At 63.8% G+C, this 23,211-nt stretch carries 24 protein-coding genes; 7 read left to right on the forward strand and 17 right to left on the reverse strand.

All coding sequences use genetic code 11. The features are described from left to right. Window positions 1-87: 87 nt before the first annotated feature. Together ACSVIE_RS19700 and ACSVIE_RS19705 are read right to left on the reverse strand one after the other, a co-directional pair. Window positions 88-891, reverse strand: a complete 804-nt coding sequence (locus ACSVIE_RS19700) for a class I SAM-dependent methyltransferase (protein ID WP_442424943.1) — start codon at window positions 889-891, stop codon at window positions 88-90. A gap of 19 nt (window positions 892-910) precedes the next feature. Further along, the gene (locus ACSVIE_RS19705; RefSeq protein ID WP_442424944.1) at window positions 911-1,294 is read right to left on the reverse strand and encodes a DUF7793 family protein; all 384 of its coding nucleotides are present in this window, start codon (window positions 1,292-1,294) and stop codon (window positions 911-913) included. 213 nt (window positions 1,295-1,507) lie between these two features. Here ACSVIE_RS19705 and ACSVIE_RS19710 point away from each other — a divergent pair, with 213 nt between their 5' ends. Beyond that, window positions 1,508-3,151: an ATP-binding protein gene (locus ACSVIE_RS19710; RefSeq protein WP_442424945.1), complete on the forward strand. Its 1,644-nt coding sequence runs from the start codon at window positions 1,508-1,510 to the stop codon at window positions 3,149-3,151. A gap of 149 nt (window positions 3,152-3,300) precedes the next feature. Here ACSVIE_RS19710 and ACSVIE_RS19715 read toward each other — a convergent pair whose 3' ends face one another. Further along, the gene (locus ACSVIE_RS19715) at window positions 3,301-3,468 is read right to left on the reverse strand and encodes a hypothetical protein (protein ID WP_426003856.1); all 168 of its coding nucleotides are present in this window, start codon (window positions 3,466-3,468) and stop codon (window positions 3,301-3,303) included. A gap of 106 nt (window positions 3,469-3,574) precedes the next feature. On the opposite strand from ACSVIE_RS19715, the gene ACSVIE_RS19720 reads away from it, so the two are divergent. Both ACSVIE_RS19720 and ACSVIE_RS19725 read left to right on the forward strand, forming a co-directional pair. After that, a complete protein-coding gene (locus ACSVIE_RS19720) occupies window positions 3,575-4,639 on the forward strand; it encodes a hypothetical protein (protein WP_442424946.1) in 1,065 nt (354 codons plus the stop codon). Window positions 4,640-4,708: 69 nt separating this feature from the next. Continuing rightward, a complete protein-coding gene (locus ACSVIE_RS19725) occupies window positions 4,709-6,262 on the forward strand; it encodes a putative bifunctional diguanylate cyclase/phosphodiesterase (RefSeq protein ID WP_442424947.1) in 1,554 nt (517 codons plus the stop codon). Here ACSVIE_RS19725 and ACSVIE_RS19730 read toward each other — a convergent pair. Further along, window positions 6,255-6,818, reverse strand: a complete 564-nt coding sequence (locus ACSVIE_RS19730; protein ID WP_426003859.1) for a GNAT family N-acetyltransferase — start codon at window positions 6,816-6,818, stop codon at window positions 6,255-6,257. The two genes, ACSVIE_RS19725 and ACSVIE_RS19730, sit on opposite strands and share 8 nt — an antisense overlap. A gap of 108 nt (window positions 6,819-6,926) precedes the next feature. Here ACSVIE_RS19730 and ACSVIE_RS19735 point away from each other — a divergent pair, with 108 nt between their 5' ends. The 3 genes from ACSVIE_RS19735 to ACSVIE_RS19745 all read left to right on the forward strand — a co-directional run bounded on the left by ACSVIE_RS19735 (window position 6,927) and on the right by ACSVIE_RS19745 (window position 9,438). Beyond that, window positions 6,927-7,388, forward strand: a complete 462-nt coding sequence (locus ACSVIE_RS19735) for a hotdog fold thioesterase (protein WP_442424948.1) — start codon at window positions 6,927-6,929, stop codon at window positions 7,386-7,388. A gap of 7 nt (window positions 7,389-7,395) precedes the next feature. Next, complete coding sequence (gene paaK / locus ACSVIE_RS19740) at window positions 7,396-8,727, forward strand: phenylacetate--CoA ligase PaaK (RefSeq protein WP_426003861.1); 1,332 nt, start codon at window positions 7,396-7,398, stop codon at window positions 8,725-8,727. 108 nt (window positions 8,728-8,835) lie between these two features. Next, window positions 8,836-9,438: a TetR/AcrR family transcriptional regulator gene (locus tag ACSVIE_RS19745; protein ID WP_426003862.1), complete on the forward strand. Its 603-nt coding sequence runs from the start codon at window positions 8,836-8,838 to the stop codon at window positions 9,436-9,438. 16 nt (window positions 9,439-9,454) lie between these two features. On the opposite strand, the gene ACSVIE_RS19750 is transcribed toward ACSVIE_RS19745, so the two are convergent. From ACSVIE_RS19750 to ACSVIE_RS19805, 12 genes are all read right to left on the reverse strand, one after another. Continuing rightward, window positions 9,455-9,790, reverse strand: coding sequence for a hypothetical protein (locus ACSVIE_RS19750; RefSeq protein ID WP_442424949.1), 336 nt, complete (start codon window positions 9,788-9,790; stop codon window positions 9,455-9,457). Window positions 9,791-10,026: 236 nt separating this feature from the next. Beyond that, window positions 10,027-12,126 carry a phenylacetic acid degradation bifunctional protein PaaZ gene (paaZ, locus tag ACSVIE_RS19755; protein WP_442424950.1) on the reverse strand — a complete coding sequence of 700 codons (2,100 nt, stop codon included), beginning with the start codon at window positions 12,124-12,126 and terminating at the stop codon, window positions 10,027-10,029. A gap of 179 nt (window positions 12,127-12,305) precedes the next feature. Next, on the reverse strand, window positions 12,306-13,322 hold the full coding sequence (locus ACSVIE_RS19760; protein ID WP_442424951.1) for a glycosyltransferase family 2 protein: 1,017 nt from the start codon (window positions 13,320-13,322) through the stop codon (window positions 12,306-12,308). After that, a complete protein-coding gene (locus tag ACSVIE_RS19765; RefSeq protein ID WP_442424952.1) occupies window positions 13,319-14,056 on the reverse strand; it encodes a tyrosine-protein phosphatase in 738 nt (245 codons plus the stop codon). The genes ACSVIE_RS19760 and ACSVIE_RS19765 overlap by 4 nt, the downstream gene beginning before the upstream one ends. Before the next feature lie 90 nt (window positions 14,057-14,146). Further along, window positions 14,147-15,061, reverse strand: a complete 915-nt coding sequence (locus tag ACSVIE_RS19770) for an SGNH/GDSL hydrolase family protein (protein WP_442424953.1) — start codon at window positions 15,059-15,061, stop codon at window positions 14,147-14,149. Window positions 15,062-15,223: 162 nt separating this feature from the next. Then, window positions 15,224-15,652 carry a hypothetical protein gene (locus tag ACSVIE_RS19775; protein ID WP_442424954.1) on the reverse strand — a complete coding sequence of 143 codons (429 nt, stop codon included), beginning with the start codon at window positions 15,650-15,652 and terminating at the stop codon, window positions 15,224-15,226. Window positions 15,653-15,656: 4 nt separating this feature from the next. After that, the gene (locus ACSVIE_RS19780; protein ID WP_442424955.1) at window positions 15,657-16,253 is read right to left on the reverse strand and encodes a GNAT family N-acetyltransferase; all 597 of its coding nucleotides are present in this window, start codon (window positions 16,251-16,253) and stop codon (window positions 15,657-15,659) included. 93 nt (window positions 16,254-16,346) lie between these two features. After that, complete coding sequence (locus tag ACSVIE_RS19785; RefSeq protein WP_442424956.1) at window positions 16,347-17,210, reverse strand: 3-hydroxyacyl-CoA dehydrogenase family protein; 864 nt, start codon at window positions 17,208-17,210, stop codon at window positions 16,347-16,349. After that, window positions 17,207-18,013: an enoyl-CoA hydratase/isomerase family protein gene (locus tag ACSVIE_RS19790; RefSeq protein ID WP_426003871.1), complete on the reverse strand. Its 807-nt coding sequence runs from the start codon at window positions 18,011-18,013 to the stop codon at window positions 17,207-17,209. The genes ACSVIE_RS19785 and ACSVIE_RS19790 overlap by 4 nt, the downstream gene beginning before the upstream one ends. Next, entirely contained in the window at window positions 18,014-19,240 is a 1,227-nt protein-coding gene (locus tag ACSVIE_RS19795) for a thiolase family protein (RefSeq protein ID WP_442424957.1), read from the reverse strand. A gap of 120 nt (window positions 19,241-19,360) precedes the next feature. After that, complete coding sequence (locus ACSVIE_RS19800; RefSeq protein ID WP_442424958.1) at window positions 19,361-20,017, reverse strand: pentapeptide repeat-containing protein; 657 nt, start codon at window positions 20,015-20,017, stop codon at window positions 19,361-19,363. Further along, on the reverse strand, window positions 20,017-20,475 hold the full coding sequence (locus ACSVIE_RS19805; protein WP_442424959.1) for an SRPBCC family protein: 459 nt from the start codon (window positions 20,473-20,475) through the stop codon (window positions 20,017-20,019). Before ACSVIE_RS19805 ends, ACSVIE_RS19800 begins: the two co-directional genes overlap by 1 nt. A gap of 114 nt (window positions 20,476-20,589) precedes the next feature. Here ACSVIE_RS19805 and ACSVIE_RS19810 point away from each other — a divergent pair, with 114 nt between their 5' ends. Next, the gene (locus ACSVIE_RS19810; protein WP_442424960.1) at window positions 20,590-21,567 is read left to right on the forward strand and encodes an endonuclease domain-containing protein; all 978 of its coding nucleotides are present in this window, start codon (window positions 20,590-20,592) and stop codon (window positions 21,565-21,567) included. Between the two features lie 56 nt (window positions 21,568-21,623). On the opposite strand, the gene ACSVIE_RS19815 is transcribed toward ACSVIE_RS19810, so the two are convergent. Continuing rightward, window positions 21,624-23,087, reverse strand: a complete 1,464-nt coding sequence (locus ACSVIE_RS19815; RefSeq protein WP_442424961.1) for an amino acid permease — start codon at window positions 23,085-23,087, stop codon at window positions 21,624-21,626. Window positions 23,088-23,211: the final 124 nt, after the last annotated feature.

Raw genomic sequence — 23,211 nt, forward strand, 5'->3', positions numbered from 1 at the left:
AACACTCCCCCCCCCCCCCCCCCCCCGGGGCCCTTTTGGGGGGTTTTTGGGCGCCCAAACCCCCCCAAAAACCCCGACCCAGATGGGTTAACGGGGGCGGAGGACGGCGTAGTAGCCGGGGATCACGTCCGGGGAGGAAGGGTTGCTCAGGGGACGGGTCTCGATGTTCGCCGAGCCTTCCTCCACAACGGTCCAGTCCACCGCCGGGAATGCTTTGGCCCGCTGCGCCGCACCAAAACGGCCCGGCATGGGCAAGCCCCTGATGGCCCACTCAAGCGGCGCGGGAATGGAATGGCGCGTGGCGCCCAGGTGCGTGACGTAATCCACCGGAGTGCCGCGGAAGTTGGTCTCGGACAGGAAGACGCTGCCGCGTTTCCCGACGACGGGCAGCAGGTTCGCTGCCAACGCCGCCCTGCCCTTGGGGTCCAGCACGTGGAGGACCCCCCGGATGAAGACGTTGGCGTCGCCCCTGATGCCTGCCTCCGCAAGGGCGTCCGCGACGATTCGTGCAGCGTCAGGCGCTGTCATGTCGCACACAGCGTAGGACGTCGCCGGGAAATCCGTGGACTCCCGGCGTGCCCGGTCCACAGCGTTGGCGGCGTAGTCGAGTCCCAGCGCGTGGGGGAAGTTTTTGGACAGGAGCCGGGTGTAGCTTCCGTGCCCACAACCTACGTCCACCACCGGCAAGGACGGATCCAGCTGCGCCAACGTGGGCAGGTAGCCCTCCAGCTCGTGGGAACTGCCCGAATCCCACAGGACGTCGCCCGTGGCCCCCGTGGTCCGGACATCGCCCCAGTACTTGTCCCAGGCCGTACGCGGATCTTTCGGAGCTGCGGAAGAAAGCTTGATGAGCCGGGGAATCAGCAGGTACTTCTTCAGGGCTGCGAGCATCCTCCCAATATATGTGCCGCTATTGCTCTTTCAGCCACGCCAGCGCTTCTGTTTCGTCAGTGAAAAAGCGGGTGGGGCACGGCGGTTTCATGATGCCCAGGAAAAAGTTGGCGATGACCCTGTCCACCGGGGACGCGCCCCACAAAGCAATGCTGGAAGCCTGGCACGGCTTGGCGAAGACGGAACGGGCGCCTCGGGTGACATCGTCGGTGGTGGCCATGTCCACGATCATGGGGTGCCTGTCAGTGCCGCAGAGCTCGTTCACCCGGTCCATGGCCCGCTGCGCGTCATCTTCCTTGATGCGGGCACCTCGTGGCCACGTCAACCGAAGCACGCCCGACTCTTCAAGGACCAGATCGAATTCCACCTGCTGGTGGTTCTGGGGTGTTCCGGGCTGATCCACTGGGCTCCTCATCGCGTGGTGGAAAGGGGCAGCGGGGGCCTCCCCTTGTTGGCACTTCCTAGGCTCGCCAATCCATGCGGCAAAGTAAAGGCAGGCTGCACCACGCAATAAACCGCGTTTTGGCGTGACACGTCCGCTCGCCCCAATTGCGCTGATAGTGTGTTGCCAAATCTGGATTTACCGTGGAACGACAGTTGTGGCGGAAGGGGCTCAGTGGAGACGAACGGGGCCGAAGTGCAGCACGTTTCCCGCTCCGCGGTGGTGGCGGATTCCGATGCCGAACGCATGGCCTTCATTACGGCCACCCTCAGTGCCGCCGGCTTCGATATCTTCCCGGCATCGAATGCGGAGTCCTTGGTGGTGCAGCTGGACCACAACGTGGCCGACGTGCTGATCCTGGAAAATGCGTTGGGGCATGGACTCAGGAGCCCCGGCATTCCGGTCCTCCTGTTGTTGGACGCCGGCGACTCCGTGGATCTCGAAGACGCCGAAGCCTGGCGCGTGGTGGACTACGTGATCAACTCCGTCCGCCCGGACGAGCTGGTACACCGGGTCAACACGCTGATCGGACGGTCCAAGGAGCGGTCCCGGTCACGGGGCGAAATCGAAGCCCTCCGTGAAAGCCTGCGCAACGTCTCCTCGGCGATCCGGGAAACCAACGATCCCCAACTCATCGCCGACCATGTGGTCCGCGGCTTTGGTGAGGCGCTGGACATGGACCACGTGTGGTTTGCAACGTTCCGTGACGAGCGGGTCCCCACCATCCGCGCCCAATGGAACCGCGACGGCGTCACCCAGTTCCCGTCGCGGCTGGGCGGTAACGAAGGCATCATCGTCGAAGCCACCAACAGGCTATGGACCGAAGCTGACGTCCTTGCCGTCAGCGACCACCGCGCGGAGCCCGAAGCGAAAGTCACCAGGGCGATCAAGGACTGGTCCCCTGAGCTCAACCCCGTGTCGTCCGTGATCCTCCCGGTGGGCGAAGGTGCCACCGCGCTGGGCATCATTCTCCTGGCCACGGAAGAACGCCGGCACGACTGGACCCGGCCCGAAATCGCCCTCATGCAGCACGTGGCCGGGAATGTGGCCCACGGGCTCATCCAGGGCCACCTCATCAGCGCCCAGCAGCGGGTTCTTCACCAGCTCCGGCAGCTGGACAAGGCCAAGACCGACTTCCTGGCCACGGTCAACCACGAACTCCGTACGCCCCTCACTTCCATCACCGCTTACCTGGACATGATCCGTGACGGCTCCGGCGGTCCCGTCCCTGAGGGCATCAACAAGATGCTGGAAGTCATCGCACGGAACTCGGACCGCCTGCGCCGGCTCATCGAAGACATGCTCACGGTTTCGATGCAGGACGGCAGCAACCTGGACCTCAAGCCGGTGGACATCGACAAACTGCTCCAGGTGGTGGTGGCGACGCTTCGTCCGCTGGCCGAGTCGCGGCACGTCTCTGTTTCCTTCACGGAGGCAGCGGAGGACATTGAGGTCACTGCCGACGAAGCGAAGCTGGAACAGGTCTTCACCAACATCGTGGCCAACGCCATCAAATTCACGCCCGAAGGCGGAAGGGTCGGAATCACCAGCCTGCTGTCGGCGTCCGAAGACGGCGGACGGGCAGCACTGGTGCGGGTCGCCGACACAGGGCTCGGCATACCCGAGCACGACCTCCCGCATATCTTTACGCGCTTCTTCCGGGCATCCAACGCCACGGCCGCCGCCGTGCCCGGCAGCGGACTTGGCCTGGCGATCGCCCACGATATCGTCAGCCGCCACATGGGACGGCTGGACCTCGACTCGACCCTCGGGGCCGGCACCACGGTGTCAGTGGAATTGCCCGTTGGCGGCCCGTAGGCCTTTGACAAGACTGTCATGCAGCACGGTCTGCCCTGACGGACACGGTCACTAATCTTCGACATTCAACGAAATAAAACTGATGCCCCGGGCTCGCAAGCCCAGGGCATCAGTTTGAGTCATGTGGCCTAAAAGGCGCTCCCCCAGATTTAGTTCGGCCACCAACCAATGCTGGTGGTGTTCGTCTTGGTGGTAGTGCTGTTCGGCCACCAGCCGATTGCCGTGCTGTCCTGCGAAGGCTCGGCATTAGCCGGAGCAGCGAGTCCGGTGACTGCCAGGACTGCTGCCATGAGCAGTGTTGCCGCAAATTTCTTCATCCGCTGTGCCCTTTCGTTCTGATGCGAATTTCCGTGTGTGACTTGAATAAAGTCACGGGGCAAACTATACGAGCTTTTCTTCTGCAATGACATGGATAATGGGCTCATGCAGAGTCCCAATCTTTCGCCCCACCTCGCAGCAGGACTCACTGCACGCGCGAAGTGGAAGGAACGGGACTTCGACGAAGCTTTCCGTTTGGCGGGAGACGCCAGCGACCTGGCCAGTGCCGCAGGAGACGACCAATCGTGGTGGGACATGCAGTACCTGCGGGCTGAATGCCGCCGGGACCAGGGCAGGATCGAGGAATACCTCAGCCTTGCCAGTGAACTGAACGGGCATCCACTGACGGCTGCTTCACCCGAACTCGGCGCGAAGGCGGGCACCATGGTCGCCGTCGGTCTGCAAGGACTCGGGCGGCTCGCTGAGGCGGCCGTGACAGCGTCGGAGGCCGCAAAACTGGCTGCCCGCGACCCGGATCTCCTCTATGTCCAGATCCTCGCCCAGCGGGCACTGATCGCGGCACTCGCCGAAAGCCGCCTGCTGGATGATGCCTGGCGGGAATGCCTGGAACTGGAAAACCTGCTCACCGATGTCGACGAGGACACAGCGGGTAAGGGCTACTGGGTGATCGGCAATGTCGCTTTCCTCGCCGAACGGGTTTCCGACGGCGGCCTGTACCACGATCTCGCAGCTGAACGGCTCTCGCCTTCCAAGGACGTGGACCTGTGGGCAAGGTTCAACCGGGCATCTGCCGAAATGCGGCTCCAGGCCAAGCTCAGCGACGCTGCCACCCTGCGCTGCATCGAACGGGCGGAGCTCGCCACGGACATTGTTGGCGGTTCGGAGCGCGACCACCTGGAAATGTCCCTGGTGCGGGCGCACTGGAACTATCTCAACAAGCTGTACCAAGCTGCCCTGGACATCCTCGAGCCGCTCTGCGCCCGCTCCTCCATCCTGGCCACCCAAACGTCCGCGGAAGCGCACTTCCTGTTGGCCCGCACGCTGGTGGGGCTGGGGCGATTGGATGAAGCGGTGGCAACGTTCGACCAGACCGTGAAGCTTTTTGACCAGGCCGCTCTTCCCGAACGCAGCGCAGCCGTCCGTGACTACCTTCGGGACGCTGTGGGGGCCGGGGACAGTGCCGGGGATCTCCCTGCCCGGGACGACTGAGGAGCCAGCCTGCCGCGGGCCTGTTGAACGGGATGTGTGGAAAGCTAGGCTTGGCACACGGGGGTGAACATGTCCGAGAGCAACACCTATTCAGGCAATGATCCGCGCCTGGGCTTGCTCCTGGACGGCATCGTCAAACTGGCCGCGGGGGACCTCAACGCCAGGATCGAAGTATCCGACGCCCGCGATGAGATCGACGCCGTGATCATGGGCACCAACCTCCTGGCAGAGGATCTCCAAATCATCTACGCCGAGTTGGAACAGCGGGTGGCGGCCCGGACCCAGCAGCTCCATGACGCCCACCGCGAGATGCAGCTCATGGCCATGACCGATCCCCTCACTGGCCTCAGCAACCGCTCCGCCTTTGCCGACGCACTGTCCGATGCCCAGGAGACCGGCCACAACGGCAGCCAGCGCCCGGCCATCCTCCTGCTGGACATGAACGGCTTCAAGGCGATCAACGACTCGCTGGGCCACACCATCGGGGACATGGTGCTGGAAACCGTGGCGCGACGCATCAGCGGCGCCGTCCGGGAGCAGGACATGGTGGCCCGCATGGGCGGGGATGAGTTCGCTATCCTCCTGCACAACGTCACTCCCTCCATGGCCACGTCCATCGGCAACCGCGTCCTTGCCGCCTTGGACAGTCCCATGGAGATCGACGGCGAGCATCTCCGTTGCGGCGCCAGCATGGGTTTACGCATGGCCGAAGCCGGCCAGAGCGCGCAGAACCTCATGATGGAAGCCGATATCGCCATGTACGAGTCCAAGACGGACGGCAAGGGCAAGCTCAAGATCTTCCAGCCCGCCATGTTGCATGCCCGGCAGCTTCGCAACCAGTTGGTCGGCGACCTCAAGGAAGCAATTGCCGGATCCCAGCTGATTCTCAACTACCAGCCGATCATCCGCCTCGACACCCGCGGAATCGAAGGCGTGGAGGCGTTGGTGCGCTGGAAACATCCCACGCGTGGAATCATCATGCCGGACGAGTTCATTCCCATCGCCGAGGAGACCGGAATGATTTCCGATCTGGGCGGCTGGGTGCTGCGCACCGCCGTCGGGCAGTTGCAGCAATGGCGCAGCGACCCCCTCACGGCGAGCCACAACTTCACCATGCGCATCAACGTTTCCGCAGCCGACCTGCAACGGCTGGAGTTCGTGGAGGACGTCCGGGACGCCCTGGCGGAGGCCGGGCTGGACCCGTCGCTGCTGGTGCTGGAACTGACGGAAAGCGCGGTGATTCAGGGCAACGACCTCGATCGTTACACCCTGAACAGCCTGCGCCGCCTGGGCGTCGGGCTGGAAATCGATGACTTCGGGACCGGCTATTCGTCCATCAGTTACCTCCGCCGGCTGCCCGTGGACGCGGTCAAGGTGGACCGCACGCTGCTGGCCGCGTTGGGCAGCGATCCCTCACAGCCGGCCCTTCTGGCGGCGGTCCTGCAGTTGATCCGCGCTTGCGGCCTTAATGCTGTGTGGGAGGGCATCGAGACCGAGGAGCAGGCTGATTACCTGCTCAGCATCGGCTGCACCAGCGGACAGGGGTACTTCTTCAGCCGTCCCCTGCCGGCGTCGGACCTCACGGAGCAGCTGAAACACCACAAGACGTGGCCCATCAGCTGACGGAGCGGCGCTCCCTCCACTCGGAATCGAGGATGGCATAGATGTCCTCCGTGGCCCACTGTCCCCGGTAGTGCCAGATGTCCACCAACGAGGCTTCCAGCCGCATGCCGATCCGCTTGCAGATCGCGGCAGAACCGGTGTTCCGCGAGTCGAGCTTTGCGTCCACCCGATGGAAGGCGAGGAGGCCGAAGGCCAGGTCCAGGACAGCCTCGGCCGCTTCCGTGGCGATGCCCTGCCCCCGCGCATCCGGGTGGAGGATCCAGCCGACCTCCGCCTGGCCCGGCCCCTCCAGCCATTTGAGCACCACTTCGCCCAACAGGCCGGGTCTGTCCTGGCGTTCAATCGCAAGGCAGACCCAGTCCCCTTCCTGCTTGAATTCGAAGTTGGCGTACCGGCCCAGCACTTCCATGGACTTTGTCCTGCTCAGTTCCGGCCGGAGCAGGAACCGGGCCGTTTCGGGCAGGGATTGGTAGCCGTGGAAGCGGTCGAGGTCCTCGGCCTCGAACCGGCGGAGGATGAGCCGTTCGGTCAGGATGGGAAGTGCGATATCCGGCATGCCTTTGAGGCTACTAGGCGAGCGCCGTTCCGTGTGCAGTCTTGACTATTGGGCCGATCTGGGATTACCTAATGAACATTCGGTAAATAAAGCTGGAGGCAATGACGCATGGTGGAAACTACCCTCTCCGGTGCCCAGCACCACATCCTGACCAACGATTACGCGTCCGAATGGATGGGCATCGAGGTACTCAAGCTCGACGACGGCCACGCCACCATCCGCATGACCCTCCGGCAGGAAATGCTCAATGGTTTCGGCATGGCCCACGGCGGAATGATCTTCGCCTTCGGCGACACCGCCTTCGCACTGGCCTGCAACCCGGCCAACCCAACGCGCGAGGAAGCTGCCAACATCACGGTTGCATCCGGCGTCGATATTAATTTCATCAAGCCGGCCTTCGAAGGCCAGACGATCACCGCCGTCGCGAACCGCCGGGCGAGTACCGGCCGCAGCGGCCTGTACGACATTCAGCTCTACGCCGCCGACGCAGCGGCCAACCCCACCACCGACGCGCCGGGAGAGCTCATTGCAGAGTTCCGTGGCCGCAGCCGCACCATCTCCAAGAAGTAGGAACACCATGACCCAGAACACCGTCGCCGCACCTGCCGACGCGCCCTTGCTGGACCGCGAGGAAACCATGTCCCGGGACGAACTGGAGGCACTGCAGCTCAACCGGCTCCAGCACACTGTCGCGTACGCCTACGACCGCGTGCCCCTGTACAAGCGCAAGTTTGACGAAGCCGGGGTGCATCCCACAGATCTCCGCGAACTCAGCGACCTCGGCAAGTTCCCCTTCACCACCAAGGAGGATCTGCGCCTGGAGTACCCGTTCGGCATGTTCGCCGTGCCGCAGAACGAGGTTGCCCGGATCCACGCCAGCTCGGGCACCACCGGACGGCCCACCGTGGTGGGCTATACCAAGAACGACCTCGCCAACTGGGGCACGCTGGTGGCCCGTTCGCTCCGCGCGTCCGGCGTGCGGCCCGGCATGAAGGTCCACAACGCGTACGGCTACGGCCTGTTCACCGGCGGACTCGGAGCGCACGCAGGCGCGGAGGCGCTCGGCTGCACGGTCATCCCGATGTCCGGCGGCCAGACCGAACGCCAGATCCAGCTCATCCAGGACTTCCAGCCGGATGCCATCCTGGCGACGCCCACGTACCTGCTGACCATCGCCGATGCCATGGCGCACATGGGCATCGACCCCACGTCCACCTCGCTCAAGTACGCCGTTCTGGGCGCGGAGCCCTGGACCGAGGAGATGCGCCACGAACTCGAAACCACCATGAACATCAAGGCCTCGGACATCTACGGGCTTTCCGAAGTCATGGGGCCGGGCGTGGCCGGCGAAGCCGTTGAAACCCAGGACGGCTGCCACATCTGGGAGGACCACTTCCGCCCTGAGATCATCGATCCGTTCGACCACTCCACGGTCCTTGGCGATGGGGAACCGGGCGAGTTGGTCTTTACGTCCCTGACCAAGGAAGCCTTGCCGATCATCCGGTACCGCACCAAGGACCTCACCCGCCTGCTCCCCGGCACCGCCCGCCCGGCACACCGCCGCATGGGCCGCATCACCGGACGCAGCGACGACATGATCATCCTCCGCGGCGTGAACCTCTTCCCGTCGCAGATCGAGGAAATCGCGTTGCGTATCCCGGAGCTCAGCCCGCATTTCCAGCTGGAAATCACCCGCCCGGAGGGCAAGCGCATGGATTCGCTGACGGTCAGGATTGAGCGCCGCGAGTCCGTTCCGGTTGAGGCAGGTACGACGGCGGCCCACACCTTGCGTGAGCAAATCAAGATCCATGTCGGGTCGTCTTGCGTCGTTGACGTCGTTGAACCGGGCTCACTGGAACGCTCCAACGGAAAGCTCCGTCGGATCTACGACCTTCGGCCCAAGGGCTGAATTGTTGACGCGGCGCCGCGTGTCCTACAGGGCACGCGGCGCCGCAATCTCCTGACATGCCGCGACGCCGAACGGCGGACCGCCAAGAGATCGTGAGAAAATGCCACCATGCCTTCTGAGACCACAGCCAAGCGCGGACGGCCCGGCTACGACCAGCAGTCGGTGCTCCGCATCGCCGTCGACGTCTTCAACCGCCACGGCTACGACGCAACGTCCATGGGCATCCTGGCCGAGAACCTCGGGATCTCGAAGTCAGCCATCTACCACCATGTGCCGTCCAAGGGCGACCTGCTGAAGCTCGCACTGGATCATGCGCTGGGGGGACTTGAGGCGATCCTTGAGCAACCTGCCGCACTGACCGGCCCGGCCGACGCCCGGCTTGAATTCGTGTTGCGGCAGACCATTGCCGTGCTGGTGGACCGGCTTCCGTTCGTCACGCTTTTGCTGCGGTTGCGGGGCAACACGGACATCGAACGGGACGCCCTGGAACGCCGCCGCAACTTCGACCACCGGGTGGCCGCGCTCATCTCTGCTGCCCGCGAGGACGGCTCCCTGCGCCAGGACATCGATCCGCGCACCGTCACCCGGTTGCTGTTCGGCACCATCAACTCCATCGTCGAGTGGTACAAGCCCGGAGGTTCGCTGTCCCCGGAGAAGCTCGCCGACGACGTCATCACCATGGCCTTCGACGGCCTCCACGCCGCCGCCTGACCCTCTCTCACCAAAGTCACCACTGGGCGCAACCCTCTCTCACCAAACTCACCACTGGGCGCAACCCTCTCTCACCGACGTCGGCCCGAGACCAGACACGAATTGGTAAGGTCTCCCGCGTCGCGGCCAGCGAGGACTTCTTGCGTGGGAGGTGGCACAATGCATCCAGCCCTCCTCCAGCCATACCGCACTCGGTTTTGAGGTCCACGACATCGAGCAACTGGTTGCCGAGATGAAAGCCAGGGGCGTCGCGTTCCAGGACTACTACCTGCCCGACCTCAAGACGCAAAAACCACATCTGTACAACCGAAGCAGAAAAGTGCGCCTGGTTCATGGACAGCGAGAACAACATCCTCTGCATCCATGAAACACTCGGCCAGCAGGCCGAGTATCAACCCTGATCAAGCCGAACTACGAAACGCTTCCCTTCCGGGAAGCGCTTCGTAGTTAGGTGACAGCGTCAACCAAAAACCGGCGATCGGTGAGAGAGGGTCAACCAAAAACCGGCGATCGGTGAGAGAGCGTCAACCAAAAACCGGCGATCGGTGAGAGAGCGTCAACCAAAAACAGGCGATCGGTGAGAGAGGGTTACTTTTCTACGAGGGTGAGGACGTCGTACGTGGCTACGATTTCGTCGTTCTGGTTGGTCAGGACGGCGTCCCAGGCAACCTCCCCATACTCATCGGTCTCACGCGGCGTGATCTTCTTGGCGGTCAACGTCACGCGGATGGAATCCCCCGCGGCCACAGGAGTGATGAAGCGCAGGTTCTCCAAGCCGTAGTTGGCCAGCACAGGACCCGGAGCAGGCTCCACGAACAGGCCGGCAGCCCAGCTCAGCAGCAGGTATCCGTGCGCCACGATGCCGGGGAAGAACGGGTTGGCTTCGGCTGCTTCCTGGTTGGTGTGGGCATAGAAGGTATCGCCCGTGGAGTTCGCAAAAGCAGTGATGTCATCCAGCGAGACCTGGCGGAGCTCCGAACGCACAGCGTCGCCAATGCGCAGCGTGGCAAGTGACTTGCGGAACGGGTGCTCACCCTCGGTCTCCACAGTAAAGTTCCGGTCGGCGCCGGTGTGCCACTGACCGGTCACGGCCGTAAGCATGTTCGGCGAACCCTGGATGGCGGTGCGCTGCATGTGGTGCAGCACGGAGCGGATGCCGCCCAGTTCCTCGCCGCCGCCTGCGCGGCCGGGACCGCCGTGCACCAGGTGTGGAACGGGCGAGCCGTGGCCGGTGGACGAGCGTGCGTCCTCGCGGTTGAGCATGTGAACGCGCCCGTGATGTGCCGCGATTCCCGCGACCAGCTCGCGCGCCACGGACGGGTCGTTGGTGCACACGGAGGCCACCAGCGAACCCGAACCCCGGGCGGCCAACCGGATTGCATCGGCCAGATCGGAGTAGCCGATCACCGAAGACACCGGACCAAAGGCCTCCACGGAGTGGACCTCTTCGGCTTCAGCGTCGGCCCAGCTGAGAAGGACCGGCGCCATGAAAGCGCCGTCTTCCACTACGCCAACGGTTCCGCCGACCGAGGTGACCGACGGCGAATCGAGACTTCCGTACGCAAGCTCGCCGCCGGCGTCGAGCATTGATTGGACGGCGGCACGGACGTCGGCGAGCTGCTCCAGCGAGGCGAGCGCGCCCATGGTGACGCCTTCGGCGCGCGGGTCGCCGACCACGACGCGCTCGTTGATGCGGGCGCCAATGGCAGCGGCGACCTCCGACGTCAATTCAGCAGGAACAATCACGCGACGGATGGCGGTGCACTTCTGGCCGGCCTTGACGGTCATCTCGGTCACGACGGCCTTGACGAAGGCATCGAACTCAGGCGTGCCGGGAACGGCATCCGGACCGAGGATGGCTGCGTTCAGGGAGTCCGTCTCGGAGGTGAACCGTACGCCGCCCTGGACCACGTTGGGGTGCGACTTGAGCGAAGTGGCGGTCGACGCAGAGCCAGTGAAGGACACGAGGTCGCGGTAGTCGAGTTCGTCCAGGAGCGTGCGGGCCGAGCCGGAGATCAGCTGGAGCGACCCTGCGGGAAGGATGCCGGATTCAATGATCGCCTTGACCGCGGCGGCGGCGACGTAGCCGGTGGGTGTGGCCGGCTTGACGATCGTGGGAACGCCCGCCAGGAACGACGGGGCAAACTTTTCCAGCATGCCCCACACGGGGAAGTTGAAGGCGTTGATCTGGACTGCCACGCCGGGGATCCGGGTGTAGATGTGCTCGCCCGCGAACGAACCGTCTTTGGACAGGACCTCCATGGGACCGTCCACAATGACCTGCGAGTTGGGCAGTTCGCGACGCCCCTTGGAGCCAAACGTGAAGAGCACACCGATTCCGCCGTCGATGTCGATCATGTTGTCAATCTTGGTGGCACCGCTCTGCGACGAGGACGCGTACAGTTCCTCCCGGCGGCCGTTGAGGTACATGGCCAGTTCCTTGAGCTTCAGCGCCCGCTGGTGGAAAGTCAGCTTGCCAAGTTCCGTTTGGCCCGTGGTGCGTCCGTGATGTACGACGGCGGCAAGGTCCAGTCCGTCGGTGCTCACGTTGGCCAGCACTTCTCCGGTGCTGGCATCCCGGACCGGGACGGTCCTGGCATCAGGTGCGGGAGTCCACCAGGCATCCTGAACGTAGCTGGGGACGGTGGTAACGGCTGTGGTTTCCGGGGCGACTGCAGTTGTGGTCATCGTCGACGGGTCCTTCCGAGGCACATGGAATCGGCACGGCCATTGCTGGAAGACCCAACATTACTGACCGGCCGTTCGGTAATATATACAGGGTACATGAAGGGCGCGGGCCAGCACAGCGGAATTTTGGGCATGCCTGAGAGAGCAACCGGTCAGGACGGGCGGTACGTGAGAGAGCGTTAGGCCCGGCCACTCAGCTTCCGGGCGAGCTTGACGGGCTTCTTCAGGAATTCGCCCACGCTGGTCCGGGTGATGATGGTGTGGTTCAGGGCGTCCAGGCGTTCCAGCACGTGGTCCAGCTTGGCGGACGACTCGTCCAGCCGGCGTTGCTGGGCACGGATCAGCTCCTCCTGCTCGGCCAGCACGCGGGTCAGGTACAGCAACGACCCCAGCCCGCCCTTGGCAACCTCATCGCGAAGATGTCCATCGCGCACCAGGGCATCGTACTGGGTGTGGTCGGTGGCCTGGGCAAAGATGCTGTTACCGTCATGGCCTTGCGATTCGGGCCTCTGTGACCAAAAAGCGAGAGGTTCCCCGTCCAGGAAGCCCACCCGGGAGTGGCTCAGGACGCGGAGGTGGAACTCCCAGTCCCCCACTACCGGCAGGCTCTCGTCGAAGTACCCCACGGCGTCGTGCAGGCTGCGCCGGTACAGGAACGAGATCGGAACGGCGCGGTTGATCTTGAGCATGTCGGCCAGTGTGATCTGGCGCAGGTCGGCCCAGAAGATCTCGCGACGGACAGGCCTGATCTCTTCGCCATCCACCTCCTCGATCACAATCTCCGTACGGACCATCACGCCGCTCTCGGATGCGTGGGCCGGATCATCCAGGTAGGCAACGGTCTGCTCCAGGAACGTGGGCGCCCAGAAATCGTCGTCGTCGTGGATCACGAGGAACTCGCCGCTGCCCGCCTTGATGCCGGCGTTGGAAGCAGCTTCCATGCCTACCGATTCCGGGTGGTGCAGCGTAATGATCCGTTCCCGCTCCCCGTCAGGTCGCCGGGAGGTGAGCCGGTCAACTGCAGCCGGGTCGCCGCCGTCGTTCACTATCACGAGCTCGAAATCCTGGAACGTTTGCCCAAAGATGTCGTCCAGTGCGCGGGCCAGGAAGATGGGGCGGTTCTTGGTTCGGGTCACAATCGTGACGCGGGCACCGGCTGTCATGGCTTGTCCGTTCCATTTGGGAAGTGTGATCAATCCTGCATGGTAGCAGCGGTGGAAGCCGTGGGGCCCAGCTTCGCGCGAACCGCCGCAATCTCCTCTTCCGTGACGCCGTTGGCAACCAGGAAAGCCACGACGTCGAGCCCGTCCATGAACTCCTTCAGGCCGCTCCGCCGGCCCCGCAGCATCCGTTCCAGATCGTCGTCGGGCAGGTACGGGTCATGGTCGTGCGGTGCGCCATGGGTGCGGTGGCGCTCGTTGATCCCCCGGGCGGCGAGCTCGTAGCCCTCCACGATCTCCTGGTCGGCCAGACCACCCAAACGCTGCAGCATCAGGGCGATCACACCGCTGCGGTCCCGGCCAGCCGAACAGTGGACCACTACCTTGCCGGACGACGCCGCAATGGCCCTGAACACCGCTGCGATCTTGTCCGGGAAAAGCCGGAGGTAGTCACCGTACTGCGAAGGGTCTTTCAGATAGGGACCGAAGAGATCGTTGTAGTCGCTATGGTCCGGATCTTCCGTGGGGCAATGTACGACGTCGATGCGCGCCTTGACGGCGTCAGGCACCTCGGGATCTGCGTCGCGTTGCCGCCGCTCGCGCGAGGCGCGAAGATCGATGACCGTGCGGACGCCGTCGTCGTACATTTGCTGCCACCCGGATTCGGTGACCCACTCATGGCGTCCCATCCTGTACACGTCCCCGGCGATCTGCCAGGCGTTCACGGCGCCGTCCCAATCCATGCGAAGGTGCGATCCCGTTCCGTTCATGGAAGCCATGCTAAGCACACCCGGGCTTTCCAGTCGCAGACCCGCTGCCAGGTTGCAGGGCTGCACCCTGGCAGCGGGTCGGCAACGCGGTTACTGCTTGACCAGCTTGGCAGGCTTGACCGCGGACAGCAGTGCCGATGCGTAGGCCTGGTGGCCGGCGTCGTTCGGATGGAAGTTCGAGTCAGCCAAGGGCTGTGTCAGGTCCAGCACGATCCATGGATTGTCCGAGTTCACGGCATGGCCCAGGAAGCGCTTGGTCACGTCAACGAACACGGCGTTGGTGCCGCTCTCCGCCACGGCCTTCGCGATGGTGGCATTGAGGGCATCCACGGCCGTATTCACGGCAATTTGGTTCTCCACCGGGACAACGGTAACCCCGCCGATCACGATATCCCCCTGGGACGGGTCAAACAGGCGGGGATATCCCATGACGACGATAGTGGCGTTCGGAGCCGCAGCCTGGATCGACTGGTACGTCAGTTCCAAGGCGGCCTCAAGACTGCCGAGGTTCTGGATGATTCCCGCCACGGTTGCCGCGCACAACTGGGTGTTGGGGGTGGAGCAAGCCTGAAGCGCGAGGAGGCTGCCGGCGTCAATGGCGCCAGCGGTGATGCTGACCAGATCAGTCTCACCCGACAGGTCGCGGCTGAGGGCCAACGCGGCAATCTGCTCCGCAACTGTCGGTGCGCCGTTGTAGAACGGACTCGGGTTGAGGGGATCGAAAGCCAGGATCGCCCCGTGGCAGGCGGCATTGGCCACCAGGTCCACTCGCTGTGAAGCATCAACCAGGTCCACGTATCCGCCGTCGCTTTGCCAGCAGACCGCGGTACGCACCGAGCCGCCCGCCCCTGTCCCGGCGGTATACGAGTCCCCCAACGCCACATAGTTAACAGGCGGCGGCGGTGCTGCGGCGGCTGGGCCGGTGGCGAAACCCAAGGTCAGCGCCACCATGGCGAGGCTGCCCGCCAAAGCCGTGATCCGGCGTCGTACGCGATTCTTTGCCATGACTACTCCCCTTTGCGGTGATGGGGCTCCGGCGCCTCCACCCGCAGCGGTAATGCTGCTCGCGGAAGCCGCGGCTCGCCCACCAACCGGCCGCTACCGGGGCAATGTGTTGGCTAGATTACGCCTGGTGGGGCGTGCCGCAAAGACCTTTTGACGGGATTTTCAGGACCGGGAAGCCCGCCGGCGAGCCACATGACCCACCAACGGGACGACGCCTCCAGCCACCAAGGCAATGCCAACCCACGGAAGCAGGGCGACAGCCTTTTTCGACGAACCTTCCAACGGAATCTCCAGGGTCTCCGGGATATTGTCCGGGTAATACGTGACGGCTATGGACTCTCCCAGTTCATAGGCGCAGGGCTCATCGCTGGTCCCCGGCGGCGTCCGATACGTTGTGCCGTCTATGACCACCTCGGCGATCGGTTCGCACAGGCCCTTGGAACTGATTTCCTGGTCGACAACGGTCCCTTGTCCATGGACCATGCCCGGGGGCGGCGGCGCAAAGTTGAAGATCAGCAGCCACAACCCGCCCACAATGACCATGATGATGGCCGCTCGAACGCTGATGCGCGGGCCTTGTTCCGGTGCCACCATCTCAGCGCGTGTATTTGGCCAGACGGAACTCCAGCCCGGTGCGCACGGCAGGCCACTCGTGCTCCAGGATGGAGAACACCACGGTGTCGCGCAGAACGCCGTCGGAGGTCCGGCTGTGGTTGCGCAGCACGCCGTCCTGCTTGGCGCCGAGGCGGGCAATCGCGTCGCGGGACTGATGGTTCAGCCAGTGGGTGCGGAATTCGACGGCGGGACACCCCAAGGTCTCGAAGGCGTGCCGGAGGAGCAACAGCTTTGAGTCGGGGTTGGTGCCCGTGCCATGCACAGATGCGGCATTCCAGGTTGAGCCGATCTCGACCCGGGGTGTAGCCGTGTCGATGTTCATGTAGGTGGTCATTCCGATGAGCTTGCCGTTGCTGTTCAGGCGCGTGGCAAAGGGAACCATGGACCCCGACTCCTGCAAAGCCAGCCGCCGGTCTATTTCGGCGGACATCCTTTCCGGAGACGGAACCGAGGTGTACCAGAGCTTCCACAGCTCTCCATCCCTGGCCGCTTCCACCAGCCCGTCGTGATGCTCACGGCTGAGGGGTTCAAGCGTTACAAAGGCGCCGTTCAGGGTCAGGGGTTCAATCGCAGTCACCCGGCAAGCCTAGCGGACCCGACTGGGTCGCATTTGTGCGCGTTTTGAGCGCTCAAAACGCGCACAAATGCGACCCAGTTGGGGGACGGTGGGTTAGTCCTTCCAGTCGAAGAAGCCCTTGCCCGTCTTTCGACCCAGTTCCCCCCGGGCGACTTTCTCGCGGAGGATCCGGGGCGGGGCGAAGCGGTCACCCAGTGTGGAGTGCAGGTACTCGGCGATACCCAGCCGCACATCCAAGCCCACGATGTCCGTGGTTTTCAGCGGGCCGGTGGGGTGCTTGTAGCCCAGGACCATCGCAGCGTCGATGTCTTCCGCGGACGCCACGCCCTCTTCCACCATGCGCATCGCCTCCAGGGCGATGGCGACGCCCAGCCTCGAGGAGGCAAAGCCGGGAGCGTCATTGACGACGACGGCGGTCTTGCCGAGTGCCTCGGTCCAGCTTTTGGCCGCGGCAGCGAGGTCGGGCGAGGTCTCCTTGGCCAGGACAACCTCGATGAGGGTGGACGCCGGGACCGGGTTGAAGAAGTGCAGGCCCAGGAAGTTGGCCGGACGGCGGAGCTCGCCGGCCAGTTCCGTGACGGACAGGGACGAGGTATTTGAGGCAAGGAACGCCTCGGCGGAGAGGTGGTCCTCCACGGCTTTCAGCGCGTTGACCTTGAGCTGGAAATCTTCGGGCACTGCCTCGACAACCAGTCCGCAGTGTATGAACGACGAGTAATCCGTGGACGTGCTGAAGCGGGCCATGGTTTCCTCCGGCGTGCCCGTCAACGTGCCTCGCTCGGCGGACTTGGCTACTGCGTCGGCAACACGGGACTGGGCTCCGGCTGCGGCCTCGTGATCGCGCTCCACCACGATGACCGTGGCTCCCTTGGTGAGGAAAGCGTGGGCAATTCCAGCGCCCATGCGGCCACCACCGAGGACGCCAACTACATGCGGAATTTCAGGGCTGGTTGTCATGGCTGCTTCCTGTCCGTGGTGTTGTCCTGGGCTGATCCTGTGGTTTCCTTGGCGGACTTCTTGTCCAGGAACGCCTGCATGCGGTCGAACTTGGCCTGCGACTCAAAGAGGATCCCTTGGGCCAGGGTGTCGATCAGCGGGTGGGCCTCGGCCGGCGCGTGGAACACCGACTTGGTAATCCGGACAGCCAGGGGGTCTTGGCGGCCGATGCGGTCCGCAAGGTTGTTTGCCGCTTCCATGAGCTCGGGAGCCTCGTGGATCTCGGTCATCAGGTTGATCCGCAGGGCTTCCTCGGCACGGAGCACGGCACCTGCCAGGAGGATTTCCTTGGCTTTGGGCTCTCCCACCAGTTCCTTGAGCCGCCAGGTGGCACCCGCGGCTGCCATGATGCCCAGCCCGGTTTCCGGGTTGCCGATCCGAACACTGGGCGTTCCGATACGGAAGTCGGCAGCATAGGCCAGTTCCGCACCGCCACCCAGACAGTAACCGTCCAAGGCGGCGATGACGGGCATGGGAAGCTTGGCGATCCTCGCGAAGATGGTGGAGTTGATGCCTTGCAGGGCGTCGTCTCGGCGGCGTTCACGCAACTGGCCGATGTCCGCTCCTGAGGCGAACACACCGTCGGTGCCCGCAATGATAAGGACCTTGGGATTTTTCTCCAGCTCAGCACAGACCGTGTGGAGCTCATCCACCATCTTCTGGTCGATGGCGTTCCGGACTTCGGGCCGGTTGAGAAGCACGATCAGCCGGTCGTCGCGTTCCTCGAGGAGGAGGGTTGTGAAGTCTTCGGGTTTCAGTCCCATTTAGACGCCTTCCAGAAGCATGGCCGTACCTTGGCCGACACCAATGCACATGGTGGCCAGCCCAAGCTTCGGGCCGGTGTGGGAGGCGAGTTCGCGCTCCATGCGGCCCAGCAGCGTAATCGCAATCCTCGAGCCGCTGGAACCGAGCGGGTGCCCCAGACTGATGGCGCCGCCGTCGTTGTTCACAATCTCCGGGTTCAGCCCCAAACGGCGGATGGTGGCCAGTGACTGGGTGGCGAAGGCTTCGTTGAGTTCCACGGCGCCGAGCTGCTCCACGCTGAGGCCGGTGCGGCCCAGGACTTTCTGCGTGGCAGGGACGGGACCGATGCCCATGATTTCCGGTTCACATCCGGCTGACGCGCCGTCAATGATGCGGGCGCGCGGCGTCAGGCCGAACTTGTTGATGGCGGCCTCGGAGGCCACGATGATGGCGGAGGCGCCGTCGTTCAGGCTGGAGGAGTTCCCTGCCGTCACCACGGAACCGCCGGGAACCACTGGCCGCAGGCCGGCCAGGACGTCCATGGTGGTTCCCTCGCGCGGTCCTTCGTCCGTGTCCACCACGGTCTCGGACTTGCGGGTCTTGACCGTGACGGGGACGATCTCGTCCTTGAACCGCCCACCTGCGATGGCCGCCAGCGCGCGTTCGTGGGATCGGACCGCGAAAGCATCGGCATCCTCCCGCGAAATGTTGTCTACCCGGCCTACTTCCTCGGCCGTTTCCGGCATGGAGTACGTCATCTTGCCGTCGCGGGACAGCTCGCCCTTGGTGAAGCGGGGATTGGCAAAGCGCCAGCCGATGGAGGTATCGAAAATCTCTCCGGGCTTTGCGAACGCGGCGGTGGGCTTCTCCTGCACCCACGGCGCGCGGCTCATGGACTCCACGCCACCGGCCACCACGATGTCCGCGGCTCCGGACTTGATCATCTGGCTGGCCATGATGATGGCGCTCAGACCTGAAGCGCAAAGCCGGTTGACCGTGATCCCGGGGATGTGGAGGGGAAGTCCGGCGAGGATGGTGGCCATGCGGGCCACGTTGCGGTTTTCCTCACCTGCGCCGTTGGCGTTGCCGAGGATGACCTCGTCTATTGCGTCAGGGTCGACGCCGGCACGCGCCACAGCTTCCCGGACCACCAAGGCGGCGAGGTCGTCGGGGCGGACCGAGGACAATGCCCCGCCATAGCGACCGACCGGCGTCCGTGCGCCGCCAACAAGAAAAGCCTCGACCATGAGAACATCCTTCGCAAAGTGAAAGGGCCGGCCCGGAATAATATACCGACCGTTCGTTCTATAAAGATTACACGGTGGTGCGGGCCGGTCAACAGGCGAGTCGCGTCATGCGCAGACGCCTCACACCACGAGGATGCCCAAGTGCCCGGCAAGAAGCGGCGCGAGCAGGCTCAACTGGTAGTCGTCGATCACCACGCCGGACAGCCCCGCAAGCCCGTTGATTCCACGGAACTCCGAACTGCGCAAATCCACATCCTTGAACTTGGCGCCGGTGACATCCAGGGTGCCGATGGTGCAGTTCTTCAGCGCGACCCGGGTTCCCGCAACGCCGCCAAGGTCCAACTCGTTGATGATGCAGTCGGAAATCTGCACATCCGTCAGCTTTGAACCGCGCAGATTGACGTAATCCAGCTTGCCGCCGTCTATTCGGACAGAGCGCCAGGTTCCTTCATAAAGTTCGGCCGAACCCCACCGGGGGTTGCTGATGTCCACGTCCTGCCACGATGTCCGGGCTGCCATCAACACCGGAGCGAAAGGCTCCGCGAGCGTGCATTCACGGAACGTGGCGCCCCTTAACTGGGACTCATTGAAGGAGACCGCATTGAACTCGCACTCGATGAAATCGGCGCCGCTCAGTTCTTCACCGTCCGCGGATACACGGGTGAACCTCATACCGTCGTACCGTTCGCCACGCTGGAAGTCCGGGGCGTCGTCGTCGCGCAGTTCATCCAGCCGCACCGGAGAAATCCTGGGCGCAGCAACTTTCGTTGCCACCATCAGAGGGATTCCGCTTTGGCCGCGATTTCGGCGAGATCCTTCGCCAGCGCTCTTCGCGTGAAACTCATGCCGATCTTCCCGAACAGGGCCATGGTTATCTTGCTCATCAGCGTGGGCTTGAGGACCTCCGCGCCGAACGTCAGGCTGAGGTCCGTACCGCCGTCGCGTTCGTGGAGGGAAAAACGGCTGGTGTAGTCAGCGCCGCCCTGGAGGGCCTTGACCGTGGTACTGCGCGGCGGGTCCGTTTGCGACACCCACATTTCCACGGTCTCCTGCCGGCCCATCATGGTCCGCGTTTCCTTCCAGCGGGTCCCTTCGCCGTACGGGCCTTCGCTGAGCATCTGGATCGAATCGATGCCCGAGATGGTGCCGGCCGAGCCTGGAATGTCCGAGATGACGGCCCACACTTTCTCCGGGCTGGCATTGACGTGCTTGGTCAGGGTGGTGGTGTGCTCCATACATCGAGCCTAGACCCGGCCACCGACACTCCCAACTGCCTGGCATTAGGGGTTGTTCTGAGGCGTCAGAGCAACCCCTAATGCCAGTCAGTTGGGGTGGAGTCCACGGGAGCTGTGGATAACGTCCCGCGCGCCGGGCAGGTTTGCCAGCATGTGGAGATGCGACTCCCACAACCGTTGCCGGATCCCCTCAAGTCAGCGCCGTTCACCTGGCAGGAAGCGCTCGACGCCGGCGTCTCGCGTCAGCGTTGGAGGCACCGCGCGTTGGGGGCACCAAGCAGGGGAATTCGGTCTCCCTCGACCGGCAAACTTGAGCTACCGCAGATCGTGCGCCCCTATACGGTGGTGACTGCCTTTTCAGCCGCTTCGCACGCAACGGCGTTTCTCTTGTGGGAGTTTCCGGGCTTCCTGCCAGGCAGTCACGAGTCCACGATCCACCTCTCGCGTCCGGACACGATGGCCATACCGCGCCGCAAAGGGGTCAAAGGGCATGTGGGCCAGTTCTTCGACGACGAAATCACCAATCTGAACGGCTTGCTCATCACCACAAGGCCCCGCACGTGGCTCGACTGCGCCCGCCGGATGACGATCGATGAAATCACAGTCGTCGCCGATCACCTGCTGAGGAGGCCGCGGGCTGCCTTTGAGGGGCGAAGCGAGCCGTTTTGCACCCGCGAAGAGCTGGAAGAGATGTTGGATCGGCACAAGGGGACGCCCGGCATCCGGAAAGCGCGACTGGCATTGGATCAGGCGCGGATCGGTGCCGATTCCGCGCCGGAAACGCGACTTCGACTGGCACTCGAACGGGCTGGCTTGCCCGAACCGGAACTCAACCGGCCCACGGAACTGGGTTCCGGCGTCGTGCGTGAACCCGACCTTGGCTTCCGTGAGCAGCGCGTCGCCGTGGAGTATGAAGGCGAGGGGCACTCAGAGCCCGCCCAAATTGTCCGGGACATTGAACGGGAGGAAGACTACAGCCGCGCGGGCTGGAGACTTGTCCGCATTTCAAAGCGTCACATGGGAATCGATGCCCACCGGGCCGTGTCCAAGGTGAGGAACGCGCTCATTGGTCAAGGCTGGACACCCAAGTAGCTGGCAATAGGGGTTGCTCTGAGGCGTCAGAACAACCCCTAATGCCAGTCAGTTGCTTAAGAGAACAGCTCGCTCTTCGGTTCGCGGTGCTTGACCTTCTGCCAGCCGAGCCACAGGACCAGGGCAAAGAACGGGATGGTCGCCAGGGTCCAGAGTCCCAGCAGGAAGACCTCGCCCGTTTCCTTGTTGGTCATGGTGTCAAAACCGATCAGCACGGTGATGGCCAACAGGGCGAACAAGCCCAGCCAGCTGGTCCACGGCGAACCCGGCATTGGCAGGCTGGACACCTTGCCGCGCTTTTTCCGCAGGGCGATCTGGCTGGCGAAAATCGAACCCCAAGTGAAGATCACGCCGATGGACGCGGTGTTCAATGCGAGGTCGAAGGCGTAGGAGCCGCCCAGCCAGATGTTCAGGAGGATGCCCACGAGGTACACCGCGCCGATCGCAAGGATGGCAGCGTAAGGGACATGGCGGGTGGACATCCTGGTCAACCACTGCGGAGCATGCCCGTTGTTGGCCATGGTGCGGAAGATTCGGCCGATCGAGTACAGGCCCGAATTGCAGGAGGACAGGGCGGCGGTGATGACGATCATGTTCATGACATCGCCCATCCAGCCGAGGCCCATCTGGCCGAACACGGTGACGAATGGCGAGGTGCCGGCCTTGTACTGGTCCGACGGCAGGAGCATGGCCAGCAGCGTCACGGAACCTACGTAGAACACCACGATGCGGAGGACGACGGCGCGGATCGCCTTGGGTACTTCACGTTCCGGGTTCTCCATCTCACCGGCGGTGATGCCCACCAGTTCGATCGCGTTGTACGCGAAGATCACGGCATTCAGCACAAGGATCATCACCAATGCGCCCTTGGGGAACATACCGCCGTCGTCATGGAAGAGGTTGGCCACCGAAGCGTTGCCTTCGCCGACCTTGGCGTTGGTGACCACCATGAAGGTGCCCACGGCCAGGAAGATCACGATTGCCGCAACCTTCAGGCAGGAAGCCCAGAATTCGAACTCGCCGAACGCCTTCACGCTGAAGAGGTTCACGGCCACCAACAGCACCAGCGCTGCGATGGCGGACAACTCCACCGGGACATTGGGGAAGAAGAACTGGAAGTACAGGCCGATCGCGATCAGCTCGGCGATTCCGGTCATGGCCCAGTTGATGAAGTACATCCACCCGGAAAGGTAGGCGCCCTTCTTGCCGAACATTTCGCCGGCGTAGCTCACGAACGAGCCCGAGGTTTGGCGGTACATAATGAGTTCGCCCAAGGCGCGCATGAGCAGGTACGCGATGACGCCGGCAATGGCGTAGGAGAAAATCAGGGCGGGGCCGGTGGAGGCCAGGCGGCCACCGGCGCCCATGAAGAGGCCGACGCCGATTGCGCCGCCCATGGCGATCATGGTGACGTGGCGACGGCTCAGGGTCTTCTGGTAACCCTCGGCGCTGAGGGTGCTCCCGACGGCGGTGGATGGAGCCGTGGGGTTCTGGACTTCTGTGGGGGTACTTTGCGGCACAGCTGTTCCTTGTGGGTCGGGGTGTTGCTGTAGGGGGTCGCGCCAGTGCCGGAACACGCGCGGCTTTGCCACACAAAATTCGATGGATTTCCCTTTGAGGATCCCGTTGTGTGACGCAGACCGC

The organism is Paenarthrobacter sp. NCHU4564, assembly GCF_052156435.1.
Taxonomy (GTDB): Bacteria; Actinomycetota; Actinomycetes; order Actinomycetales; family Micrococcaceae; genus Arthrobacter.

What these genes read in the sequence shown, in the direction of transcription:
- ACSVIE_RS19700 (WP_442424943.1), bottom strand. Translation starts at nt 891, where the DNA reads ATGCTCGCAGCCCTGAAGAAGTACCTGCTGATTCCCCGGCTCATCAAG.
- ACSVIE_RS19715 (WP_426003856.1), bottom strand. Translation starts at nt 3,468, where the DNA reads ATGAAGAAATTTGCGGCAACACTGCTCATGGCAGCAGTCCTGGCAGTC.
- ACSVIE_RS19720 (WP_442424946.1), top strand. Translation starts at nt 3,575, where the DNA reads ATGCAGAGTCCCAATCTTTCGCCCCACCTCGCAGCAGGACTCACTGCA.
- ACSVIE_RS19725 (WP_442424947.1), top strand. Translation starts at nt 4,709, where the DNA reads ATGTCCGAGAGCAACACCTATTCAGGCAATGATCCGCGCCTGGGCTTG.
- ACSVIE_RS19730 (WP_426003859.1), bottom strand. Translation starts at nt 6,818, where the DNA reads ATGCCGGATATCGCACTTCCCATCCTGACCGAACGGCTCATCCTCCGC.
- ACSVIE_RS19735 (WP_442424948.1), top strand. Translation starts at nt 6,927, where the DNA reads ATGGTGGAAACTACCCTCTCCGGTGCCCAGCACCACATCCTGACCAAC.
- paaK (WP_426003861.1), top strand. Translation starts at nt 7,396, where the DNA reads ATGACCCAGAACACCGTCGCCGCACCTGCCGACGCGCCCTTGCTGGAC.
- ACSVIE_RS19745 (WP_426003862.1), top strand. Translation starts at nt 8,836, where the DNA reads ATGCCTTCTGAGACCACAGCCAAGCGCGGACGGCCCGGCTACGACCAG.
- ACSVIE_RS19750 (WP_442424949.1), bottom strand. Translation starts at nt 9,790, where the DNA reads ATGTTGTTCTCGCTGTCCATGAACCAGGCGCACTTTTCTGCTTCGGTT.
- paaZ (WP_442424950.1), bottom strand. Translation starts at nt 12,126, where the DNA reads ATGACCACAACTGCAGTCGCCCCGGAAACCACAGCCGTTACCACCGTC.
- ACSVIE_RS19765 (WP_442424952.1), bottom strand. Translation starts at nt 14,056, where the DNA reads ATGAACGGAACGGGATCGCACCTTCGCATGGATTGGGACGGCGCCGTG.
- ACSVIE_RS19770 (WP_442424953.1), bottom strand. Translation starts at nt 15,061, where the DNA reads ATGGCAAAGAATCGCGTACGACGCCGGATCACGGCTTTGGCGGGCAGC.
- ACSVIE_RS19785 (WP_442424956.1), bottom strand. Translation starts at nt 17,210, where the DNA reads ATGACAACCAGCCCTGAAATTCCGCATGTAGTTGGCGTCCTCGGTGGT.
- ACSVIE_RS19790 (WP_426003871.1), bottom strand. Translation starts at nt 18,013, where the DNA reads ATGGGACTGAAACCCGAAGACTTCACAACCCTCCTCCTCGAGGAACGC.
- ACSVIE_RS19795 (WP_442424957.1), bottom strand. Translation starts at nt 19,240, where the DNA reads ATGGTCGAGGCTTTTCTTGTTGGCGGCGCACGGACGCCGGTCGGTCGC.
- ACSVIE_RS19800 (WP_442424958.1), bottom strand. Translation starts at nt 20,017, where the DNA reads ATGGTGGCAACGAAAGTTGCTGCGCCCAGGATTTCTCCGGTGCGGCTG.
- ACSVIE_RS19805 (WP_442424959.1), bottom strand. Translation starts at nt 20,475, where the DNA reads ATGGAGCACACCACCACCCTGACCAAGCACGTCAATGCCAGCCCGGAG.